This window comes from Streptomyces sp. NPDC111520 (assembly GCF_055635295.1).
The window spans coordinates 376,329-395,986 of sequence record NZ_JBVKBW010000009.1; the positions used below are offsets into that span (position 1 = coordinate 376,329).

At 75.4% G+C, this 19,658-nt stretch carries 19 protein-coding genes and 1 tRNA gene; 12 read left to right on the forward strand and 8 right to left on the reverse strand.

Features of this window, described 5'->3' with window-relative positions; translation table 11 throughout:
* Positions 1-146 precede the first annotated feature (146 nt).
* Complete coding sequence (locus tag ACZ7MY_RS23570) at positions 147-1,946, forward strand: hypothetical protein (protein ID WP_499604406.1); 1,800 nt, start codon at positions 147-149, stop codon at positions 1,944-1,946.
* On the opposite strand, the gene ACZ7MY_RS23575 is transcribed toward ACZ7MY_RS23570, so the two are convergent.
* From ACZ7MY_RS23575 to ACZ7MY_RS23585, 3 genes are read right to left on the reverse strand one after another with little or no spacing between them, the layout of a single operon-like run.
* The gene (locus ACZ7MY_RS23575) at positions 1,937-2,293 is read right to left on the reverse strand and encodes a ribosomal protein L7/L12 (protein WP_499604407.1); all 357 of its coding nucleotides are present in this window, start codon (positions 2,291-2,293) and stop codon (positions 1,937-1,939) included. The genes ACZ7MY_RS23570 and ACZ7MY_RS23575 overlap by 10 nt on opposite strands.
* A gap of 13 nt (positions 2,294-2,306) precedes the next feature.
* On the reverse strand, positions 2,307-3,161 hold the full coding sequence (locus ACZ7MY_RS23580; protein WP_499604408.1) for an ABC transporter permease: 855 nt from the start codon (positions 3,159-3,161) through the stop codon (positions 2,307-2,309).
* Entirely contained in the window at positions 3,158-5,833 is a 2,676-nt protein-coding gene (locus tag ACZ7MY_RS23585) for an alpha/beta fold hydrolase (RefSeq protein ID WP_499604410.1), read from the reverse strand. The genes ACZ7MY_RS23580 and ACZ7MY_RS23585 overlap by 4 nt, the downstream gene beginning before the upstream one ends.
* A 119-nt stretch (positions 5,834-5,952) precedes the next feature.
* On the opposite strand from ACZ7MY_RS23585, the gene ACZ7MY_RS23590 reads away from it, so the two are divergent.
* Positions 5,953-6,918 carry an aldo/keto reductase gene (locus ACZ7MY_RS23590; RefSeq protein ID WP_499604412.1) on the forward strand — a complete coding sequence of 322 codons (966 nt, stop codon included), beginning with the start codon at positions 5,953-5,955 and terminating at the stop codon, positions 6,916-6,918.
* Between the two features lie 151 nt (positions 6,919-7,069).
* On the opposite strand, the gene ACZ7MY_RS23595 is transcribed toward ACZ7MY_RS23590, so the two are convergent.
* Together ACZ7MY_RS23595 and ACZ7MY_RS23600 are read right to left on the reverse strand one after the other, a co-directional pair.
* Entirely contained in the window at positions 7,070-8,011 is a 942-nt protein-coding gene (locus ACZ7MY_RS23595) for a transketolase family protein (protein WP_499604414.1), read from the reverse strand.
* A gap of 29 nt (positions 8,012-8,040) precedes the next feature.
* Positions 8,041-8,742, reverse strand: a complete 702-nt coding sequence (locus ACZ7MY_RS23600) for a thiamine pyrophosphate-binding protein (protein ID WP_499604416.1) — start codon at positions 8,740-8,742, stop codon at positions 8,041-8,043.
* 54 nt (positions 8,743-8,796) lie between these two features.
* Here ACZ7MY_RS23600 and soxR point away from each other — a divergent pair, with 54 nt between their 5' ends.
* Positions 8,797-9,276: a redox-sensitive transcriptional activator SoxR gene (soxR, locus tag ACZ7MY_RS23605; RefSeq protein WP_499604418.1), complete on the forward strand. Its 480-nt coding sequence runs from the start codon at positions 8,797-8,799 to the stop codon at positions 9,274-9,276.
* On the opposite strand, the gene ACZ7MY_RS23610 is transcribed toward soxR, so the two are convergent.
* Complete coding sequence (locus ACZ7MY_RS23610) at positions 9,257-9,547, reverse strand: YiaA/YiaB family inner membrane protein (RefSeq protein ID WP_026251357.1); 291 nt, start codon at positions 9,545-9,547, stop codon at positions 9,257-9,259. The genes soxR and ACZ7MY_RS23610 overlap by 20 nt on opposite strands.
* 179 nt (positions 9,548-9,726) lie before the next feature.
* On the opposite strand from ACZ7MY_RS23610, the gene ACZ7MY_RS23615 reads away from it, so the two are divergent.
* Positions 9,727-9,800: transfer RNA gene (locus ACZ7MY_RS23615), tRNA-Pro, on the forward strand.
* Positions 9,801-10,160: 360 nt separating this feature from the next.
* Positions 10,161-11,981, forward strand: a complete 1,821-nt coding sequence (locus tag ACZ7MY_RS23620; RefSeq protein WP_499604420.1) for an ABC transporter ATP-binding protein — start codon at positions 10,161-10,163, stop codon at positions 11,979-11,981.
* Between the two features lie 40 nt (positions 11,982-12,021).
* Here the strand turns inward: ACZ7MY_RS23620 and ACZ7MY_RS23625 are convergent, their stop codons facing one another.
* Positions 12,022-12,501, reverse strand: coding sequence for a winged helix-turn-helix transcriptional regulator (locus ACZ7MY_RS23625; protein ID WP_499604423.1), 480 nt, complete (start codon positions 12,499-12,501; stop codon positions 12,022-12,024).
* Positions 12,502-12,665: 164 nt separating this feature from the next.
* Between ACZ7MY_RS23625 and ACZ7MY_RS23630 the strand changes: the two genes are divergently transcribed.
* The 3 genes from ACZ7MY_RS23630 to ACZ7MY_RS23640 all read left to right on the forward strand — a co-directional run bounded on the left by ACZ7MY_RS23630 (position 12,666) and on the right by ACZ7MY_RS23640 (position 14,868).
* Entirely contained in the window at positions 12,666-13,022 is a 357-nt protein-coding gene (locus tag ACZ7MY_RS23630) for an MmcQ/YjbR family DNA-binding protein (RefSeq protein ID WP_499604426.1), read from the forward strand.
* Positions 13,019-14,047, forward strand: coding sequence for a TIGR03617 family F420-dependent LLM class oxidoreductase (locus ACZ7MY_RS23635; RefSeq protein WP_499604429.1), 1,029 nt, complete (start codon positions 13,019-13,021; stop codon positions 14,045-14,047). The genes ACZ7MY_RS23630 and ACZ7MY_RS23635 overlap by 4 nt, the downstream gene beginning before the upstream one ends.
* 137 nt (positions 14,048-14,184) lie before the next feature.
* Entirely contained in the window at positions 14,185-14,868 is a 684-nt protein-coding gene (locus ACZ7MY_RS23640) for a RibD family protein (protein ID WP_499604432.1), read from the forward strand.
* A 490-nt stretch (positions 14,869-15,358) separates the two neighbouring features.
* On the opposite strand, the gene ACZ7MY_RS23645 is transcribed toward ACZ7MY_RS23640, so the two are convergent.
* Positions 15,359-16,159, reverse strand: coding sequence for a CDP-alcohol phosphatidyltransferase family protein (locus tag ACZ7MY_RS23645; RefSeq protein WP_499604435.1), 801 nt, complete (start codon positions 16,157-16,159; stop codon positions 15,359-15,361).
* Positions 16,160-16,274: 115 nt separating this feature from the next.
* Here ACZ7MY_RS23645 and ACZ7MY_RS23650 point away from each other — a divergent pair, with 115 nt between their 5' ends.
* From ACZ7MY_RS23650 to ACZ7MY_RS23665, 4 genes are read left to right on the forward strand one after another with little or no spacing between them, the layout of a single operon-like run.
* Positions 16,275-17,255 carry a zinc-dependent alcohol dehydrogenase gene (locus ACZ7MY_RS23650; RefSeq protein WP_499604438.1) on the forward strand — a complete coding sequence of 327 codons (981 nt, stop codon included), beginning with the start codon at positions 16,275-16,277 and terminating at the stop codon, positions 17,253-17,255.
* A gap of 24 nt (positions 17,256-17,279) precedes the next feature.
* Entirely contained in the window at positions 17,280-17,678 is a 399-nt protein-coding gene (locus ACZ7MY_RS23655; RefSeq protein ID WP_499604441.1) for a 6-pyruvoyl trahydropterin synthase family protein, read from the forward strand.
* On the forward strand, positions 17,675-18,799 hold the full coding sequence (locus tag ACZ7MY_RS23660; RefSeq protein ID WP_499604443.1) for a glycosyltransferase family 4 protein: 1,125 nt from the start codon (positions 17,675-17,677) through the stop codon (positions 18,797-18,799). Before ACZ7MY_RS23655 ends, ACZ7MY_RS23660 begins: the two co-directional genes overlap by 4 nt.
* Positions 18,796-19,647: an SAM-dependent methyltransferase gene (locus tag ACZ7MY_RS23665; RefSeq protein WP_499604445.1), complete on the forward strand. Its 852-nt coding sequence runs from the start codon at positions 18,796-18,798 to the stop codon at positions 19,645-19,647. The genes ACZ7MY_RS23660 and ACZ7MY_RS23665 overlap by 4 nt, the downstream gene beginning before the upstream one ends.
* Positions 19,648-19,658 lie beyond the last annotated feature (11 nt).

The window sequence follows — 19,658 nt, forward strand, 5'->3', positions numbered from 1 at the left end:
GTGAGCGGGCGGCTTCCCCCGGTGGCCCCGGCCGCGTCTCCGGCCGTCGTGAACGACGTCGCCGAGGACGTTCCCGCCGCAGGCGTCACCACAGCCGGCACACTCCGCCCTCTCGAACTCGCCCGCCGGACAGGGGAGAAGACCACATGAACCAGCAACTCCCCCCGGTCGTCCCGGCTGTGACCGCGGAACTGGTCGGGGCCCTTTCGCCGCGGCTGCGCAAGCGCCTGGACGCGGGGGTGGCCAAGCTCTCCGCCCGCCCGGTCGTGGTGGACGGCGACACCGTGCGGATCGCCGTCGACGACGACACCGACCTCGAACTGCTCGCCCCCGGCGGCACGGTGACCCGGGCCGAGGACGTCCGCTGCGGCTGCCTGCTCGCCCCGGACTGCCTGCACCGCGCCGCCGCCGCGTCTGCCGCGCCCGTCGCCGAAGCCGAAGCGCCGGCCGCCGAGGAAGGCCGGCCGGGGCCCGCGGGGGAAGCGGCCACCGCGGCCGGGCCCGAGGCCGCCACCCCCCAGCAGCGGGCCGCCGCCGAGGCCCTGCGCGCCGCGGGGGCCGCCGCCCTCGACGCGGGCATCGACGGCTCCGGCGCCGTCGTCCAGGCCGAACTGCTCAGGGCCGCGCACTCCGCCCGGCTCGCCGGACTGCCCCGGGCCGCCGCCGCGGCGGTCTCCGTCGTCACCCGGCTGCGCGCCGCCCGCGCCGCCGACCCCGGGCACCGCCTCGCCGACCTGGTCGCGGCGCTCCGCGAACTCCTCGGCACCGCGCACCGCGTCCCGTACGCGACCGGCCCCGAACTCGCCGCCGTTCGCGGCACCGCCCGCCAGCCGTACACCCCGGACGGTTCGCTGCGGCTGTACGGGCTGTTCTCCGAGCCCGTCCTCACCGCGAGCGGCTACGCGGGCGCCGTCACCTGGACCGTTGACGCCGAAGGCCGTCTCTACACCGTCTCCGACGTCGCCCCCGGCGGCCCCGGCCGCGCGACGGGCGCCGCCGACCGGGCGGTGCGCATCGGCGACACCGCCCTCACCCACCGCGAACTCTCCCGCGCGGGCCTGGCCGTGTCCGGCGCCACGGTCTCGCCCACCGGGCGGCTCGGCGCGGGCGCCGCTGTCCGCGCCGTACGGGCCACCGGCGCCGACTGGACGGCCGAACCCCTGGACCGCCTCTGGCGGGTGCCCGTCGCCGAACAGGCCGTACGCGCCCTCGGCACCGGCGACGGCCTGCTCTTCCTCGACGTCACTCTCATCGGCACCGTCCGTGAGGCCGGCGGCGACTGCCTGCTCGCCCAGTGCGACGACCTGACGCTGCGGCTCACCGCCGCGCACGACCACCCCGCGCTTCCCGACCGCGACAACCTGCGGCTGCTCGCCGAGGCGCCGGGCACCCGGTTGCGCGTGGTCGCCCGGCTCGATCCGGCGCCGCACCCCCGCGCACTGCTGCTGGCCAGCAGTCATCCGGCCGACCCCGGGGCCCGTGTCGACACCGGCCTCGACCGCCTCCAGCGCGCCGACCTCCCCGTCGCCGCGCCCGCGGCCTCCCTGCCGCCGCTTCCCGCGCCCGACGAGGCCCCGGTCCACCTGCTGCTCCGGCGCGTGCACCAGGCCGCCTCCGGCGGCCGCCGGGTCCTCGCCCTCCCCGCGAACCCCGCCCCCGACACCCGGCGCCTGCGCCGTGCCGCCCTCCCGACCGCCGCGGACCTGGTCGACGACCTCCACCGCACCGCGGCCGACCGCGGCCGCGACCCCTTCGGCCGCCTCCTGCCCGCCGACACCGAACGCTTCGCCCTGGCCTGGCTCGCGGCCGCCGTCTACTCCGACGCGCTGTCCCGCGCCCTGTGCGCGGCGGCGTGGGGCGCCGACCCGTCCGACGACCCCTCCGCCGCCGACCCTTCCTCCCGCGCGCCGGCCTCGCCCGTCGGGGCGTCGGGCGGTCAGCCGTAGGGGACCGACCACCGGTGGGCGCGGCGTGCCGGCGGGCAGCCCTCCGCCGACCAGGCGGGGGGCGTGCACGGCTGCCCGTCACCCGGACCGGATCCCGCGGCGAAGACGCACCCGCTCCATGTGCAGCGCACCCGGGCCACGGCACCGGCTGCCTCGAGCCGCCGCGCGGCGTCCTCGGCGGCCTCCAGCGAGGTGCCCTCCACGACCACGAGCGGCACGGCGTCGAGCAGTTGCCTGCTCCGCCACGCGCTCAGGCCCGTCACGGACCGCAGCGCCCGGACGACCTCCAGCTTCCGGTCGGCGTCCCCGGCCCCCGTCAGCAGCACGCCGTACGCCGGCTCCTCCACCCGCCACCTCCCCTCAGGAGACGATGTCCTTCCCGCGGAAGCCGCGGAAGGCCAGCGCGAAGAAAACCACCGCGAAGGAGAGCGACACCGAGGTGCCCTTGAGCATGCCCGTCCATTCCAGGCGAGGCTGGAGCGCGTCGATCCAGGCGTACTGCCAGTGCGTCGGCAGGACGTCCCGCAGCGAGCCCAGCGCCGTGATCGCGTCCAGGATGTTGGAGAGGATCGCGACGCCCACGGCCCCGCCGACCGCGCCCAGCGGCGCGTCGGTGAGCGTGGAGAGCCAGAAGGCGAAGCCCGCGACGGCCAACTGGCCCACGAAGACGTAGAGCGCGGCGATCGCGAGCCGGCCCGTCGCGGTGCCCGGGGGCAGCGAGCCGGCCGTGGTGAGCTCCAAGTCGCCCCAGCCGTAGGCGAGCGCGCCGACGCCGAGCGCCACCGCGGGCAGCGCCAGCACGGCGGCGGCGCTGAAGACCAGCGACACCAGCGCCTTGGACGCCAGCAGCCGGGCCCGGGGCACCGGGGCGGCCAGCAGGTAGCGCAGGGAGGACCAGTTGGCCTCCGAGGCGATCGTGTCGCCGAAGAAGAGGGCGACCGGGATCGTCAGCAGGAAGCCGGAGGAGACGAAGAGCACCGCCAGCGAGAAGTTGACGCCGGAGGCGGTGGCCACGTCCATCATCGTCGGGCCGGAGTTCCGGCCCCGCGGGGTGCCGCCGATGGCGAAGGCCGCCCACACGATCACCGGCAGGCCGAGCACGACGCCGAACGCGACGAGCGTACGGCGCCGCAGCAACTGCCGTACCGCCTCGACCCGCAGCGGGAGGGTGCGGCCCGGACGGTACCCCTCGGCCAGTTCCAGGGTCTCGGTCACGCGGGAGCTCCGATCAGGGTCAGGAACGCGTCCTCCAGGCGGCGGTGCGGGCCGACGCGCTCCACCGGCACGTCGAGCCGCAGCAGTTCGGACAGCAGCTCCGGCACGGCCATCGTGCCCGGCCGGACGAGCAGCCCGCCGTCCGCGGACTCCGCCGCCTCGACGCCGGGCAGTGCCGACAGCTTCGCCGCGACCGCCTCCCGCGCCTCGTCCGCCATGCCCGGCGCGCCGACGAACAGCGTCTGCCCGCTGCCGGCGATGTCGCCGACCGGACCGGCCACGATGAGCCGCCCCTTGTCCATGACGACCAGGTGCGTGCAGCTCTGCTCGACCTCCGACAGCAGGTGGCTGGAGACGAGGACGGTACGGCCGGCGGCCGCGTAGCGGCGCACCACGTCGCGCATCTCGCGGATCTGCGGCGGGTCGAGCCCGTTGGTCGGCTCGTCGAGGATGAGCAGGTCGGGCAGGCCCAGCATGGCCTGCGCGATGGCGAGCCGCTGGCGCATGCCCTGCGAGTACGTGCGCACCGCGCGCTCCAGCGCCTCGCCCAGGCCCGCGATCTCCAGGGCCTCCTCGACGTGGGCGTCGGCCGCCGGCCGGCCCGTGGCCCGCCAGTACAGCTCCAGGTTGGCACGCCCCGTCAGGTGCGGCAGGAAGCCCGCGCCCTCCACGAAGGCCCCCACCCGGGACAGCACGGGCGCACCCGGCCGGATCGCGTGCCCGAACACCCTGATGGTGCCCGCGTCGGGGCGGATGAGGCCCATCATCATGCGCATCGTCGTCGTCTTGCCGGCGCCGTTGGGGCCGAGCAGCCCCAGCACCTGGCCCCGCTCCACCCGGAACGACACCTCCCGCACCGCGTAGCGGTCCGCGGCCCCGCGATAGCGCTTGGACAGCCCGGAGATCTCCAGCGGGACGTCCGCCAGGTCCGGGTCGGGTGCCTGCCGTACGGCGCCCGCCCGGCGGCGGCCGGTCAGCAGCAGCGCCGCGGCCAGCGCGAGCGCGGCGACCGGCAGCAGCCACACCCACGCGGGCAGCGTGCCCTGGGCGGTGGTCAGTTCCGGGTCCGTCGGCAGGGCCAGCGCGGCTCCCTCGGGCAGCGACACCCGGTAGGTGGCGGCCGCGAGGGGGGAGGAGTAGCCGAGGTCGGTGGTGGACAGCACCAGCCGCAGCCGGTGGCCGGCGGCGAACTCGTGGTCCACGGCGGGCAGCCGCACCCGCACCGTGCCGCCGCCCGCCACGCGCAGCGGTGCGACCAGTTGGTGCGGCAGCGTCTCGTTGCCGCCCGGGGCCACGTCGTACAGCTTCGCGAAGAGCACCGCGCCGGCGGGTGCGTCCGTGTCGACGGTGACCCGTGTGGTCGCCGCGCCCGTCAGACGCAGCGCGGAGGTCAGCGGCGCGGAGTCGAAGGCGGCGCGCTGACCGGGGAAGTCCAGGGACAGCGAGAGCCCCTGGCCGAGGTCGGAGAGCTGGGAGAGCGCGCCCACCCCGGGCACCGCCGAGATCGCCGGCGGGCTGCCGCCCGCGGGGTTGGCCACCGTCCGGGTACGTCCCTCGAGCGGGACCGTACGGGTCCGCGTGCCCTCGAGCCCCGGGTACGCGTCGGCGTCCGCGCCGCGCCGCACCGCCCTGCCGTCGGTGGTGTCGACGCCTCCGGTGCGGGTGACGCGGAACGCGGGCCCGGTGTCGGCGCCCTCGTCCTTCTTCAGCCAGCGGTCGAACCAGGCGGTGGTGCGCGCCTCGATCCGGGCGGTCTCCTGGTCGCCGCCGTCGTGCCCGCCGGAGAACCAGTCGACGGCCACGGGGGCGCCGTTGGCGGCGACGGCACGCGCGATGGCGTCGCCCTGGTCGAGCGGGAAGAGCGAGTCGTTCTGGCCCTGCACCACCAGGGTCGGCACCTTGATGCGCCCGGCCACCGAGGAGGGGCTGGAGCGCGTCAGCAGCCGCAGCGTCGCGGCGTCCGGACGGCCCGCGACCGCCGAACGGTCGTACATCGCGCACAGTTCGGCGGTGAAGCCGCACGCGGCGCCGCGCGCGCCGGTGGAGAAGAAGACCCCCGCCCACAGCTTCTTGAACACGCCCTGCGGGAAGAGCGCCTCACCCAGGTCCCACCAGGTGATCACGGGCACGATGGCGTCCACCCGCCGGTCGTACCCGGCGGCCAGCAGCGAGATGGCCCCGCCGTATGAAGCCCCCGCGACACCGACCCGCGGGTCGTCCCGGCCGTCGCGCAGCACCTCGGGCCGCCGGCCCAGCCAGTCGACGAGCCGTGAGACGTCGGCGACCTCCGCGTCCGGGGAGTTGAGCCCGATCCGCCCGCCGGAGGCGCCGAAGCCTCGCGCGGACCAGGTCAGCACCGCGTAGCCGCTGCGGGCGAGGGACTCGGCCTGGGCCCGCATGTCGTCCTTGCTGCCGCCGAACCCGTGCGCGAGCAGCACCGCCGGGCGCGGCGCCGACCCGCCGGAGGTGAAGTAGGAGGTGTCGATCCGCACCTCGGCGGAGCCGCCCGGGGCCTCGGGCATCGAGAAGACCCGGTCCTGGCGGCGCACGGGTGCGGGGGAGTCGGCTGTCGCAAGGGTGACGACGCCGCCTCCGGCGAGCAGGGCGAGGGCGGCGGCACCGGCCGCCAGCCGCCGCCGCGTGCGCCAGGTCCTGGGCAGGGCGAATCGCATGCGTGATCCTCGGACGGGGACGACGAGTGTGACGTTCCCACTATGCATTCCGGTGATCACCCGCGACGTCCGCCTCAGGCACCGGATCGGCGTACTCCACCGGGAGTACGGTGGCGGACGTGCCCTTCGAACGACTCGTCACCGCCCCCCTGCCGCGGCTGGGTCTCGGCCTCGCCGCCGTCGGCCGTCCGGCGTACATCGACCTCGGCCGCGCCGCCGACCTGCCCGCCGACCGCACCGTCGAGGCGATGCGGGACCGTGCCCACGCGGTCCTCGACGCCGCCTACGCGACCGGCATCAGGTACTTCGACGCCGCCCGCTCCTACGGTCGCGCCGAGGAGTTCCTCGCGGGCTGGCTGGACGCCCACCCCGAGGCCACCGACGTGGTGGTCGGCAGCAAGTGGGGCTACACCTACACGGCCGACTGGCGGGTCGACGCCGAGGTGCACGAGGTCAAGGACCACGGCACCGCCACGTACGACCGGCAGATCGCCGAGACCCGCGCGCTGCTCGGCGACCGCCTCGACCTCTACCAGATCCACTCCGTCACCCCGGACAGCCCCGCCCTCGCCGACCGCGAACTCCACGCGCGCCTCGCCCGGCTGGCGTCCGAAGGGGTGGCCGTGGGCCTGTCCACCAGCGGTCCGCTGCAGGCCGAGGCGATCCGCGCGGCGCTGAAGGTGACGGTGGACGGGCAGCACCTGTTCACCTTCGTGCAGGCCACCTACAACCTGCTGGAGCCGTCCGCGGGGCCCGCCCTGGCCGAGGCGCACGACGCAGGAGTGACCGTGATCGTCAAGGAGGCCATGGCCAACGGCCGCCTGGCGACGGCCGATCCGGACTCCCCCCTCGCCGAGGTGGCCGGCCTGACCGGCGCCACGCCCGACGCGGTGGCCCTCGCCGCGGTCCTGCGCCGCCCCTGGGCCGGCATCGTGCTCTCCGGCGCCGCGACGCCCGGTCAGGTCGCCGCCAACGCCCGGGCCGCCACCGTCGGACTGGACGCCGGACAGCTGGCCCGCCTCACGGCCCTGGCCGAACCGGCCCCCGCGTACTGGCGGCACCGCTCGGAGCTCCCCTGGAGCTAGCGCGCATCCGGCACGGGGAGGGCGCCGGACCACTGAGGCGGTGCGGGACCGCCACCGGCCCGCGCCGGACCAGGTTCCCCGGGGCCGGCGCCCCCGCCCTTGCCGGCACCCCCGCCCTTGCCGGCGCCCCGCCCGGCGGGGGCATCCGCCGCTAGCGGGCGCCCGACCCCACCGCGCCCACCGGGCGCGGTGAGAGCGCCAGGAAGCCCCCGATCCGCGCGCGCAGCCCGGCGGCGTCCAGGCCGTGCGCGGCCACGTGCTCCTGCCAGGTGCCGTAGCGGCGCAGTTCCTCGCGGGCGGTGCCCAGCGCGAGCACGCGGTGCGGCAGGTCGAGCAGTGCCTCGGCGGCGTGGGGCGCCGATGTGCCCGCCAGGTACGGCTCGACCAGCACCACGTCCGCCGCGTCCGTGCCCGCCACGGCCGCCCGCAGCCCGGCCGCGTCGAAGGGGCGCACCGTGGCGGCGTACAGCACCGTGACGTCCAGGTCCGCGACCGCCGCCAGCGCTGCGTCCAGGAGGGGTCCGACGGCGACGACCACGCCCGCCCTGCCCTCGCGCAGCACCCGGAACCGGCCCGGCTCGACCGGCCGCGCGGTGCGGTTGGACTGCTCGCTGAGCCGTACGTAGACCCGCTTGTCGCCGTCGGCCGCCGCGTGCCGGACCAGGGCCTCGGCCTCGTCGGGGTGGCCGGGCACGTGCACGGTCCAGCCGTCGAGGGTGTCCAGCAGCGCGACGTCACCGGGGGCCTGGTGGGTGCGGCCGCCCGAGGCGATGTCGTAGGAGGCGCCCGAGCTGACCAGCACCGCGCCGGCGTCCTGGTGCCCCAGGTCCAGCTTGACCTGCTCGAAGGGCCGTTCCACGAGGAAGCTGCCGAAGCTGTGGACGATCGGCCGCAGCCCGGTCAGCGCCAGCCCGCCGGCGACACTGACCAGCAGCTGCTCGCGGATGCCGACGTCGATGACCCGGTCGGGGTGGTCGCGGGCGGCGTCCGTGAAGCGCTCCCCGGAGATGACCGCCAGCACGACGGCCAGCCGGGGGTCCTCGTCCAGCAGGCGGGTGGCGACGGCGCCGAAGCGGTCACGCATGGTGTCCATGGGAAGGTCTCCTCGGTTCGGTGCGGTGGTCACCGCTTGGGTTCGACACGGGCGACGACGGCGTGCGGCCGTCCGGGGTGCGGTGCGGTGAACGCGTCGTACAGCGCCTCGTGGTCGCGGCCGTCGGCCTCGGTGACGGACCAGCCCTCGCCCGCGAAGAGCGAGGCGGGTCCTCCCGGGCGCCGGTAGGTCGCGGAGGTGTTGTCGACGGCGACGACGTGCAGGCCCTCCAGGCCGACGGCGCCGGCGTAGGCCACGGCCTCGTGGTTGCTCCCCTCGTCCAGTTCGGCGTCGCCGACGAGCACCCACACCGCGGCGTCGGTCAGGCCCTGCGCCCGCAGCCCCAGGGCGCTGCCCACCGCGATCGGCAGCCCGTGGCCGAGCGAGCCGGAGCCGATCTCGGCGCCCGGCACGAGCACACGGTCCGGGTGGTGGCCGAGCGGCGAGCCGAAGGAGCCGAAGTCCGGCAGCCACTCCACCGGGAGGAAGCCCTTGGCGGCCAGCACCGCGTAGTACGCCATCGGCCCGTGGCCCTTGGAGAGCAGGAAGCGGTCCCGGCCGGCGTCCTCCGCCGTCCCCGGGGTCACCCGCAGCACCCGGTCGTAGAGCACCCACAGCACGTCGAGGGTGGAGGTGGCGGCAGGTCCGTGCTTCTCGTCGCCGGTCATGAGCGACATCAGCCGCTGGAGGTCGTCGTAGTCGTACGCGGTGTCCGCACTGGTCGGAGTCATGAGTCGAGGGTGCAACTTCAAGTCGGCTTGAGGTCAAGCGGTACCCTCGGCCGCATGAGCGACCCCGCACCCCGCCGCGACCGCCTGGCCATCGGCGAGCTCGCCGCCCGCAGCGGCCTGGCCACCTCGGCCCTGCGCTACTACGAGGACCTGGGCCTGATCCGCTCCGAGCGCACCGCCGGCGGGCAGCGGCGCTACGCGCGCACCACGCTGCGCCGCGTCGCCTTCATCCGGGCCGCCCAGCGCGTCGGCCTGTCGCTGGAGGAGGCGGGCGCGGCCCTGGCCCGGCTCCCCGAGGACCGCGCCCCCAGCGCCGCCGAGTGGAACGCCGTGGCCCGTACCTGGACCCGCCGGATCGACGAGCAGATCGCGGAGCTGCACCGGCTCAAGGACAACCTGACCGGCTGCATCGGCTGCGGCTGCCTCTCCCTGCGCAAGTGCACGCTGTACAACCCGGACGACACCGCGGCCGCCAAGGGCCCCGGCGCGCGCTACCTGCTGGGCGACGTGCCGGCTACACCCCGTCGACCTTGAACGGGTCGTGCTCGGACAGCAGCTTGTCCAGCCGGGCCTGGTCCACCCGGCTCGTCACCTGGCCGGCCTCCTGCCGGTCGCGCACGACCTTGGCGAGGGTGAACGCCGAGGTCACCACGTAGAGCAGCCCCACCGCCAGGAAGGCCCGCACCCACGGGCCGACCGGCAGGTAGGCGATGCCCACGACCATCGCCCCGAGGGCGACGGCGAACGAGATCGCGGCTTGGGCCGAGTAGGCCGCCGTGTTCTGCTGCTGGATCGGATTCGCCATACCCGAAGCATCGGCCGTCGTGGCCCGCGCCACATGAGTACGGCTACTCATCCCGGGCCGGGTACGCCGCCGCGGCGGGACCGCGCGGGGGGCGGGAATGGTGCGAGCGAGCACCCGACGACGTGCGGTATTGTTCTCGTGCGCGGTCGGCCGGGTGGAAGCCCGGCGCGATCCGGCACCGGGACGTGGCGCAGCTTGGTAGCGCACTTGACTGGGGGTCAAGGGGTCGCAGGTTCAAATCCTGTCGTCCCGACGGTGCTGACCAGCGGGTTTGTCATTCATGACAAACCCGCTGGTTGCGTTTGCGGCACAGCAGGCGCGGAAGGGGCGAGGGCACGCCGCCCGGCCGCCCCCCGTCGGGGCCGCGCCGCCCGGGGCCCCGCCCGTGCGCCGGGAAGCCTCCGTGCGCCGTGCCGCGGGGCCGGAAAACGCTTGGACTCCGCCCCGGCCCTCGCGGGACACTGCCACGTCCGGACCGCCCACCGATCGCACGCCGGCCTCGTCGCGAGCCGCGCGGACCGCCGGCCCCGGTCGAGCGCCGCGCCGCGACGGTGGCAGCGGCACCTCCCGGACAAGGACGCGGCAGCGCGCCGCACGACACCGCAGGGTGGAGATGGGAACGCCTGAATCGCACAGGTTCCGGAAGTCCAGGGGCCCGGTGCTCCTGGCACTTCGTCACTACGGAAGGGAACTGGCCCGGCTACGGCGGCTGACGCTGCCGGCGATGCTGTCGCCGGCCCTCGGCAACATCGGCATCAACTACGTCGCGCCGCTGGTCGTCGCGAAGCTCGTCGGCGGGTTCGTCGACGGCACCGCCCCCGGCCTCGGCAGCACCCTGCCCTACGTCCTGGTCTTCGCAGGCGTGCTGCTGCTCGCGGAGACGCTCTGGCGGATCGGCCTGCACTGCCTCAACCGCCTCGACGCGCTCGGCATCGAGCACCTGTACGTGGTGGGCATGGACGAGCTGTTCGCCAAGGACGCGTCGTTCTTCCACGACAACTTCGCCGGGTCCCTCACCAAGCGGGTGCTGAGCTTCGCCTCGCGCTTCGAGGAGTTCGTCGACACGCTGACCTTCAACGTCCTCGGCAGCTTCGTGCCGCTGCTGTTCGGGTCGGTGGTGCTCTGGGCCTACGAACCGCTGCTGGTGGTGGGCCTGTTGGTGATGATCGCGGTGACCGGGTTGTGCGTGGCGCCCCTCATCCGGCGGCGCCAGGCGCTGGTCCGCCGGCGCGAGGAGGCCATCGCCCGGGTGTCCGGGCACGTCGCCGACAGCCTCATGAACATGGACACCGTCCGGGCGTTCGCCGCCGAGGAACGCGAGGCCGCCGAGCACCGCTCCCGCGTCGCCGAGTCGCGCAGGCTCACGCTCAAGTCGTGGGACTACGGCAACCTGCGCATCGACACCCTGGTCGCACCGCTGTCCGTGCTGACCAACGCGCTCGGCCTGCTGCTCGCGGTCACGCTCGGCGCGGGCACGCACGGCGTGGAGGCGGTGGTCGTGGCCTTCACCTACTACTCCAACGCGACGCGGATCATGTTCGAGTTCAACCAGATCTACCGCCGCCTGGAGAGCTCGATGACGGAGGCCGCGCAGTTCACCGAGCTGCTGCTGGAGCCGCCCACCGTGCTGGACCCACCCGCGCCGGAGCCGCTGCGGTCCCGGGGCGCCGGCGTCAGCTTCGAGCGCGTGACGTTCGCCCACGGGGGTGGGAAGCCGCTCTTCGACGGGCTCGACCTGGCCGTGCCCAGCGGTGCCCGGGTCGGGCTGGTCGGCCGGTCCGGCGGCGGCAAGACCACGCTCACCCGGCTGCTGCTGCGGATGAACGACATCGACGGCGGCCGGATCCTCGTCGGCGGGCAGGACATCAGCCGGCTGCGCCAGGCCGACCTGCGCAGCCTGATCTCCTACGTGCCGCAGGACCCCGCGATGTTCCACCGCTCGCTGCGGGACAACATCGCCTTCGCCCGGCCGGACGCCACCGAGGGCGAGATCCGCCGGGCGGCCCGGGCGGCCCACGTCACGGAGTTCGCCGACGCACTGCCCGGCGGCTTCGACACCATGGTCGGCGAGCGCGGGATCAAGCTCTCCGGCGGACAGCGGCAGCGGGTCGCCCTCGCCCGGGCGATCCTGCGGGACGCGCCGATCCTGCTGCTCGACGAGGCGACCAGCGCCCTGGACTCGGAGAGCGAGGTCCTCGTCCAGGAGGCGCTGTGGCAACTCATGGAGGGGCGGACGGCGCTCGTGGTGGCGCACCGGCTGAGCACGGTCGCCGGCATGGACCGGCTGGTCGTCCTGGACCGCGGGCGCATCGTCGAGCAGGGCACCCACCAGGAGCTGCTCGCGGAGGACGGGGCCTACGCCAGGCTGTGGCAGCACCAGTCGGGCGGCTTCCTCGACGACGCCGCCGCCGAAGCGGCGGCCGACCTGCACTGAGGCGGGCCGTACGACCGGGCGGGCGCCCGTCGCCCGCCGGTCAGGCCGCCCCGGAGGACTGCATCACCGCGATGGACACGTCGGTGCCCGGCACCTCGCGACCGTCGTCGGTGAGGAAGCCGACGTGCACGGCCTGGCCGGTCGAGTGCGTACGCCGGAGCGCGGAGGGGCCGGACGGGCGGGGCCGGTGGCGGTCGCCCCACTGCTGGAGGGAGGCCATGACCAGGTCCAGCTCCCGGCCGGCGTCGGTCAGGTGGTAGCTCTGCCGCTGCCGGCTGCCCGGCTCCTGGTAGGTGCGGGTGCACAGCACCCCGGCGTCGACGAGCAGCTTGAGCCGGGTGCTGAGGAGGTTGGGCGCGATGCCGAGCGAGGCCTGGATCTCGGCGAAGCGGTGCCGTCCTGCGAAGACCTCGCGCAGCACCAGCAGGGACCAGCGCTCACCGAGGATCTGCAGGCTGCGCTCGATGGAGCAGGCCGGCTGGTCCTCCTCGGGGCCCGACACGTGCCGTCCGGTCGCCATCGCCGCTCACCTCCTGGACGTCGCGGACGCCGCCCGGTCACGTACTCGCGACCGCGCGGCGGGGAAGGACAGTCTACACCTAGGTTTCCTCTTGCTACTCAGCCCCGCCGGAGCGGCGCGCACGCGGCGCGCCCGTTGTCGTAGGCGATGGCTACGGTGGGCGCATGCCCGATTCCGAAGACGTCCGACGCATCGCCCTCTCGCTGCCCGAGACGGTGGAGAAGGAGGCCTGGAACATGCCCACGTTCCGGGTCGCCGGGAGGATGTACCTCACGCTGCCCGACGACGAGTCCTCCTTCGCGGTGCGCTGCCCCGTGCACGAGCGGGGCGAGCTGATCGCGGCCGAACCCGGGAAGTTCTGGGTCCCGCCGCACGAGGCCGGGTCGAACTGGGTGCGGGTGCGGCTCGCCGCCCTGGACGACATGGACGAGCTCCGTGACATCGTCGCCGACTCCTGGCGGCAGGCCGCGCCCCCGCGGCTCACCGAGGCGGCCGGCCCGGCGGCGGGAGCCGGCGCGTGAACATCCCGACCGCGCCCCTCAAGGCCGACTTCACCTTCACCGGCCCCGTCGAGCGGACCGCCGACGCGGCGGCCCGCGCCGAGGCGCACGGCGCGGACGGCGTGCTGGTCAACGAGATGCGGCACGACGCCTTCCTCCAGCTCGCCCTCGCCGCGGGCGCCACCCGGCGGGCCGACCTGGTCAGCGGTGTCGCGATCGCCTTCGCCCGCAACCCGATGACGGTGGCCACGGCCGCCTACGACGTCCAGCGGCTCTCCGGCGGGCGGCTGACCGTCGGCCTCGGCTCACAGGTCAAGCCGCACATCACCCACCGCTACGGCATGCCCTGGTCACGGCCCGCCGCTCGCATGAAGGAGTTCGCGGGCGCCCTGCGCGCCATCTGGCACAGCTGGCAGACCGGCGAACGGCTGCGGTTCCGGGGCGAGTTCTACACCCACACCCTGATGACGCCGATGTTCGACCCCGGGCCCCTGGCGTCCGGCCCGCCCCGGATCTGGCTCGCCGGCGTCGGCCCGATGATGACCGCCGTCGCGGGCGAGGTCGCCGACGGGCTGATCTGCCACGCCCTCACCTCCGCCGACCACCTGCGGCAGGTCATCCTCCCCGCCGTCCGCAAGGCCAGGGAGTCCTCCGAGCACCCGGACCGGCCCTTCGACGTGGTGTGCAACGCCCTCGTCGCGACCGGACGCACCGAGGAGGAGTACACGGCGGCCCTCACCGCCACCCGCGAACGGATCGCGTTCTACGCCTCCACCCCCGCCTACCGCGCCGTGCTCGACCTCCACGGCTGGGGCGGCCTCCACGACGAACTGCACCGGCTGTCCGTGCGCGGCCGCTGGGCGGAGATGGGCCGGCTGGTCGACGACGACGTCCTCGGCGCCTTCGCCGTCCACGGCGAACCGCGGGCCGTCGGCCGGGCCGTGCGCGAGCGCTTCACGGGCCTGTGCACCCGCGTCACCGTCTCCCTCTCCCACGAGGCCGACGACACCCTCGCCCTCGACGTGCTCGAAGGGGTGCGCGACTGACGGGCGACGGACCGACGCACCGACGCGGCCTGACCAGGCTGCACGATGATCGGCGGACCCTACATCCATCCGGCCCCTGACATCCAACTTACGAAAGCTTCACGTGCGCGAACGCCGGCGTGCGGCAATGTGTCCCCATGAGATCGCGCCCGTACGTACTGATGTCCGTGGCCTCCTCGCTGGACGGATGCCTGGACGACACGAGCACGACCCGGCTGCTGCTCTCCAACGAGGAGGACTTCGACCGGATCGACGAGGTTCGCTCCGGGGTGGACGCCATCCTCGTGGGGGCCAACACCATACGGTCCGACGACCCGCGGTTGCTGGTGTGTTCCGCCGAGCGCCGCGAACGGCGCGTCCGCGCCGGGCTGTCGCCGACACCGCTCAAGGCGACGGTCACCGAGAGCGGCAAACTCGACCCCGGCGCCCGGTTCTTCACCACGGGGGAGTGCGAGAAGGTCGTCTACACGACGTCCGGCGCGAGCGACTGCGTCCGCGAACGCCTGGGCGACCGCTGCTCCGTCGTCGACGCCGGAGAGCCGCTGGACGTCCGGCTCCTGCTCGCCGACCTCGCCGCGCGCGGCGTCGAACGGCTCATGGTCGAGGGCGGGGGCGTCGTGCACACCATGTTCCTCAGCGCCGGACTCGTCGACGAACTCCACCTGGTGTACGCCCCGTTCTTCGTCGGCCAGGCCGACGCCCCGCGCATGGTGCACCCCGCGGTCTTCCCCCAGGGCCCCCAGCAGCGGATGACGCTCGCGGAGACCCGGCAGATCGGCGACGTGGTGCTGCTGCGCTACCTGCCGCGCCAGGACGCCTGAGCGCACCGGCGCGGTGGGCGCCGTGCGCGCGTCGTGCGTCGCGCCGCGACAGCCGAACCAGGACGTGCGCCCGCCCGCCGGGCGGTGGCGTGTTGAGCCGGGCGACGCTCAGGGGCCCGGCGACACCGCGGTGAAGCGGTGGCGGCGCTCTTCGCCGATGGGGCCGGAGCCTTTGTCATCCCGGTGAGGGCCGGGCTGCCTCGCGGGCAGTGGCCTGCGGCGTGCCCCGGCGCCCTGAAAACTCCGACCGTGTCGCCCGTGCGTGGCCGACCCGGGTCCCGGCCCGACGTCGTCGGCAGCCCCGGACCGGTGGTGCGGGGACGTCCGGCCGTCGGCAGCCACGTGGTGCGGCCGGGACCCACGAGCGGGGCCTGCCGTCCGTCGGTGCCTCGCGTCGTGTGTCCGCTGCGGAGCGATCGGCCCCGGCGGCGGAGGGCGCTGCCGTGGCCCCGGCGGCGGAGGGCGCTGCCGGGGCCCCGGACGCGGCGGGTCAGGAGGCGGGGCCGCCCGCGGAGGCGGAGACCAGGACGCGGATGTCCGCCTCCGCCGCGCCGGCCGGCGCCGGGCCCGCAGTGGACCGCGGGGCCGGGCGGTGGCGCCACAGCCGGAGCACGTCACGGCCGAACGACCACACCAGCGACCCCAGCGCCAGCACCGTCAGCCCGGCCGAGGCCCCCGCGGGCAGCAGCCCCGAGCAGGCGAGGAGCAGGACGACGCCCTGCAGCGCCGCCACCGTCTTGCGGGCGAAGCTCGGCGGGAGCGGGGCGTTGAGCCACGGCAGCACCCAGGCCGCCGCGACGAAGGCGTACCGCATGGCGCCGATCACCAGCACCCACGGGCCCAGCGTGAAGGCGAGCCGCGCGCTGAGCACGAGGATCAGGAAGGCGTCGACCTCCATGTCGAAGCGCGCGCCCAGCGCGGACGACGTGCCTGTGCGCCGCGCGACCTTGCCGTCCACCGCGTCCAGGGCCAGCGCCACCGCGGTCAGCCCGGTGAGCAGCGGCGCACCGTGCGCGACGCCTCCCGCCACCATGGCCGTCACACCGCCGACGAGCACCGCACGGGCCAGGGTGACGTGGTCGGCCGGGCCCAGTGAGCGGCGCCCCGCCCCCCGCAGGCCCGCGGCCAGCAGCGCCCAGGTGCCCGCCGCGTAGACGGTCCCGGTCAGCCAGCCCACGGCGTCCAGGCCCACGGTGGCCCACAGCGCGGCGAACAGCGCCAACTGGGCGGCTGCCGCCCCGGCCTGCTCACGGCCCGCGGTGCCCCCACGGAACTCGGATCCAACGGTCATCACGGTCATGAGACGTCCCCGCTTGTCGCCTGTGCGGCACAGCCGCGTACGGTCGGGCCCGGCACCACCTGGATGGCCGGTGTCTGTTGCCCGCCATGGAGTACGGAGGAAAACGGTGGAGCGTTCGGCGCGCGCGTTCTGGCTTCGCGAACCAGGCGAGGGGGAGGTCAGGGAGGTGCCCCTGCCGGAGCCCGGTCCGGGGGAGGTGCTGGTGCGCACCCTGTACTCCGGGGTGAGCCGCGGCACCGAGACCCTGGTCTTCCGCGGCGGGGTGCCCGTGAGCCAGCACCAGGCGATGCGGGCGCCGTTCCAAAACGGCGAGTTCCCGGCGCCGGTGAAGTACGGCTACCTCAACGTCGGCCTCGTCGAGCAGGGGCCGCCCGAGCTGCGGGGCCGCACCGTCTTCTGCCTCTACCCGCACCAGACCCGCTACGTCGTCCCGGCCACCGCCGTGACGCCCGTGCCCGACGACGTCCCCGCGGGACGCGCGGTGCTGGCGGGCACCGTCGAGACCGCCGTCAACGCGGTGTGGGACGCCGGCCCGCAGATCGGGGACCGGATCGCGGTCGTCGGCGCCGGCATGGTCGGGTGCAGCGTCGCCGCCGTCCTCGCGGGCGTCCCCGGGACGCGGGTGCAGCTCGTCGACGTCGACCCCTCGCGCGCGGCCGTCGCCAAGGCCCTCGGCGTCGGCTTCGCCCACCCCGACACGGCCGAGGACGGCTGCGACCTGGTGGTCCACGCCAGCGCCACCGAGGCGGGGCTCGCCCGCTCCCTGGAACTCCTGGAGCCGGAGGGCACCGTCGTCGAGCTGAGCTGGTACGGCGACCGGCCGGTCGCCCTGCCGCTGGGCGAGGCCTTCCACTCCCGCCGCCTGGTCGTGCGCAGCAGCCAGGTCGGCACCGTCTCACCCACGCGCCGCACCCGGCGCACCTATGCGGACCGGATGGCACTGGCCCTGCGCCTGCTCGCCGACCCGGTCTACGACGCCCTCGTCACCGGCGAGAGCGACTTCGAGGAACTGCCCCTGCTGATGAAGGAGATCGCAGGCGGTGAACGTTCCGTGCTCTGTCACCGTATTGCCTACCGTCCCGGTTAGGCCCCTGGGGAAGGTTGTCCTCGCGTGTTCAGTATCACCGTCCGCGACCACGTCATGGTCGCCCACAGCTTCCGCGGCGAGGTCTTCGGACCGGCCCAGCGGTTGCACGGCGCGACGTTCCTGGTGGACGCCACGTTCCGCCGCCCGGAGCTCGACGACGACAACATCGTCGTCGACATCGGCCTGGCCACCCAGGAGCTGGGCGCGGTGCTCGCCGCGCTCAACTACCGCAACCTCGACGACGATCCGGACTTCTCCGGCATCAACACCTCCACCGAGTTCCTGGCGAAGGTCATCGCCGACCGGCTCGCCGACCGCGTGGCGGCGGGCAAGCTCGGTGCGGGTGCGCACGGCCTGACCGGCATCTCCGTCACGTTGCACGAATCGCACGTCGCCTGGGCGAGCTACGAGCGTTCTCTGTGAGGACGCCCTCGCGTCCGGCCGCCCCCGCTCCGGCGGGGGCGGCCCCCGCCCACGTCGTCCTCCCGGGCGACGTCGACGACGCCACCGCGCCCAGCGGCGGCAACGTCTACGACCGCCGCCTGACCCAGACCCTGGCGGGGGCGGGCCGGCCGCTGCGGGAGATCTCCGTGCCGGGCGCCTGGCCGCGTCCGGACACCGCCTCCCGCCGGGCCCTGGCCGCGGCGCTCGCCGCGGTGCCGGACGGCGCCGTCGTCCTGCTCGACGGGCTCGTGGCCTGCGGCGTCCCCGAGATCGTCGTCCCGCAGTCGCGCCGGCTGCGCACCGCCGTCCTCGTGCACCTGCCGCTCGCCGACGAGACCGGCCTCGACCCCGCGGCCGCCCGCGAACTCGACGACCTGGAACGGCAGACCCTGCGGGCCGCCGCCGCGGTCGTCGCCACCAGCCCCTGGGCCGCCCGGCGCATCGCCGAGCGGCACGCGCTGCCCGCCGGCCGGGTCCACGTCGTCATCCCCGGCACCGACCCCGCGCCGCTCGCCCCCGGCACGCCACAGGGCGGGCGCCTGCTGTGCGTCGCCTCGCTGACCCCGCGCAAGGGCCACGACCTGCTGGCCCGGGCCCTCGCCGCCGTCGCCGGCCTGCCCTGGACCTGCCGCTTCGTGGGCCCGCTCGGCCGCGACCCCGAGCACGTCGCCCACGTGCGCGAACTGCTCGGCCGGCACGGCCTCGACGACCGCGTGCACCTCACCGGCCCGCTCACCGGCGAGCCCCTCGCGGCGGAGTACGCCGCCGCCGACCTGCTCGTCCTGCCGTCCCGCGCCGAGACGTTCGGGATGGTCGTCACCGAGGCCCTGATGCGCGGCACCCCCGTACTGGCCACCGCCGCCGGGGGAGTGCCCGACGCGCTCGGACGGGCACCGGACGGCACACCGCCCGGCCTCCTCGTCCCCCCGGGGGACACCACCGAACTCGCCGCGGCGCTCCGCCGCTGGCTGGACGACACCGGCCTGCGCGGCCGCCTGCGGGCGGCCGCCCGCGGCCGGCGCGAGACGCTGCACGGCTGGGAGCACACCGCGCGGCACATGGAAGCGGTGTTCGAACTGCTGCGGGAGGGAACCCGATGACCACGTCCGACACCGCCCCCTTCACACCGCACTGGCTCGCCCTGCGCGAGGACGCCGACGCCGCGGCCCGCGCCGCGGACCTGCTCGTCCCCCTCCGCGAGCACCTCGCGGGCGCGCCCCGCGGCACCGGCCCGCTCGTCGTCCGTGACCTGGGCTGCGGCACCGGCTCCATGGGCCGCTGGCTCAGCGGACGCCTCCCCGGACCGCAGGCCTGGATCCTCCACGACCACGACCCCGCCCTCCTCGCCCTCGCCGCCGCGAGCCTGACCGGCCTCAGCGCGGGCGGCGGCCCCGTCACCGCCGAGACCCGCGAGGGCGACCTCACCCGGCTCACCGCCGACGACCTCGCCGGGACCTCGCTCGTCACGGGCTCCGCACTGCTGGACCTGCTCACCGCCGACGAGATCGACGCCCTCGCCGCCACCTGCACCGCCGCCGGGGTCCCGGTGCTCTTCGGCCTCTCCGTGGTCGGCGAGGTCGAACTCGGGCCCGCCGACCCCCTCGACGCGGAACTCACCACCGCCTTCAACGCCCACCAGCGGCGCACCTCCGGAGGCCGCGCGCTGCTCGGCCCCGACGCCCTCGACGCCGCCGCCCGGGCGTTCACCCGGTACGGCGCCGCCGTCACGACCCGGCCCAGCCCCTGGCGGCTCGGCGCGGACCGGTCCGCGCTCACCGCCGAGTGGCTGCGCGGCTGGGTCGGCGCCGCCGTCGAGCAGGAACCCGGCCTGGCCGCCCCCGCGGAGGACTACCTGCGCCGCCGCCTGGCGGACTGCGCCGCCGGGCGGCTGACCGCCGTCGTCGGCCACGGCGACCTGCTCGCCCTGCCCGGAGGTGGGGCCCGGTGAGGCGACGACTG

Coding starts and splice junctions, on each gene's coding strand:
- ACZ7MY_RS23570 (WP_499604406.1), top strand. CDS start 147: ATGAACCAGCAACTCCCCCCGGTCGTCCCGGCTGTGACCGCGGAACTG.
- ACZ7MY_RS23585 (WP_499604410.1), bottom strand. CDS start 5,833: ATGCGATTCGCCCTGCCCAGGACCTGGCGCACGCGGCGGCGGCTGGCG.
- ACZ7MY_RS23595 (WP_499604414.1), bottom strand. CDS start 8,011: ATGGACACCATGCGTGACCGCTTCGGCGCCGTCGCCACCCGCCTGCTG.
- ACZ7MY_RS23600 (WP_499604416.1), bottom strand. CDS start 8,742: ATGACTCCGACCAGTGCGGACACCGCGTACGACTACGACGACCTCCAG.
- soxR (WP_499604418.1), top strand. CDS start 8,797: ATGAGCGACCCCGCACCCCGCCGCGACCGCCTGGCCATCGGCGAGCTC.
- ACZ7MY_RS23610 (WP_026251357.1), bottom strand. CDS start 9,547: ATGGCGAATCCGATCCAGCAGCAGAACACGGCGGCCTACTCGGCCCAA.
- ACZ7MY_RS23620 (WP_499604420.1), top strand. CDS start 10,161: ATGGGAACGCCTGAATCGCACAGGTTCCGGAAGTCCAGGGGCCCGGTG.
- ACZ7MY_RS23625 (WP_499604423.1), bottom strand. CDS start 12,501: ATGGCGACCGGACGGCACGTGTCGGGCCCCGAGGAGGACCAGCCGGCC.
- ACZ7MY_RS23630 (WP_499604426.1), top strand. CDS start 12,666: ATGCCCGATTCCGAAGACGTCCGACGCATCGCCCTCTCGCTGCCCGAG.
- ACZ7MY_RS23640 (WP_499604432.1), top strand. CDS start 14,185: ATGAGATCGCGCCCGTACGTACTGATGTCCGTGGCCTCCTCGCTGGAC.
- ACZ7MY_RS23645 (WP_499604435.1), bottom strand. CDS start 16,159: ATGACCGTTGGATCCGAGTTCCGTGGGGGCACCGCGGGCCGTGAGCAG.
- ACZ7MY_RS23665 (WP_499604445.1), top strand. CDS start 18,796: ATGACCACGTCCGACACCGCCCCCTTCACACCGCACTGGCTCGCCCTG.